At 72.7% G+C, this 1091-nt stretch carries 1 protein-coding gene and 1 pseudogene; both read right to left on the reverse strand.

What is annotated here, in order from left to right:
• A pseudogene (locus tag AC1DOC_RS34715) lies at positions 1 to 513 on the reverse strand (hypothetical protein); the annotation flags it as partial.
• A 115-nt stretch (positions 514 to 628) separates the two neighbouring features.
• Positions 629 to 1091: ROK family protein (locus AC1DOC_RS34720; RefSeq protein WP_478131719.1), on the reverse strand; the 463-nt coding region annotated here is incomplete at its 5' end.

Here is a 1091-nt window from a genome sequence, read left to right on the forward strand (position 1 = left end):
CACGAGAACACCGCGGCAGCCAGGAAGGCCAGCAGCACCACGCCGAGGAAGCCGCGCGCGGGCGCCACGCCCGCGGCACGAGAACACCGCGGCAGCCAGGAAGGCCAGCAGCACCACGCCGAGGAAGCCGCGCGCGGGCGCCACGCCCGCGGCGCTGCGGCGCCCGAGCGCACGCGCCACCCAGGGCGTGAGCAGGAACAGGCCGAGCACGAAGAACACGTCGCCGCGCGCTGCCAGCGGCCACCAGTCGAAGCCCACTTCCCACAGGGCCCACACCAGCGTGAACGCCACCACGGCCGCATAGGCCCAGAGGCCCGCGCCGCTGCCGCGCGGCAGCAGCACCGCGCAGGCGATGAGCCCGAGCCCTGCCGCGAGGTAGTACCACGAGCCGCCGAGCACCACGAGCCATGCGCCTGCCGCCCCCAGCCCCAGGCCTGCAAGGCCGATCACGGCGGCAGTGATTTTGAGCAGCGCGGAAGAAGGCGCACGAACGCGCGCGGCGGCATCGGGCATGGCGTGGGCTCCAGGTTTTTGATCGAACCTAGGCCAAGGCCGCGGCGATGCGCGTAGGCGGTTTGCGCATGTCGCCGTGCATCACCGCAATCGCGGCCGCCTGCCGCCGATCTTTTTAAACAGAAGGTATTCGGTATTCGTCGTTGCGCGCGGCGCGGGCCCGGCGCGTGCGCGCATCGGGCTGCAGCGGCCTGAGGTATTCGTGCAGCGCCAGCGCCGCCGCACCCACGGCGGGTGCCAGCGCAAGGTAGCGCGCGATGCGCAGATCGGGTGCGGGCATGCCGGCCGCATCGGCATGGCGCCCGACCCATTCGAAGGCCGCCTGCGCCAGCCCGAGATGGCCGGTGCAGGACTTGCCGCCGAGCACGATGGCGCGCGGATCGAAGGTCACCCACAGGTTCTGCAGCAGCACGCCGAAGAAGGCTCCCGCGTGCGCCATGCCGGGCGCTTCGCGCTCGAGCGCGCGCGAGCCGAAGAAGGCCTCGGCGCAGCCGCGGCGCCCGCACGAGCACAGCGGCCCATCGAGCTGCAGGATGGTGTGGCCGATCTCGCCCGCCATGCCTTGCGCGCCCGTGAAG

Source organism: Variovorax sp. 01T439_2 (assembly GCF_056398445.1).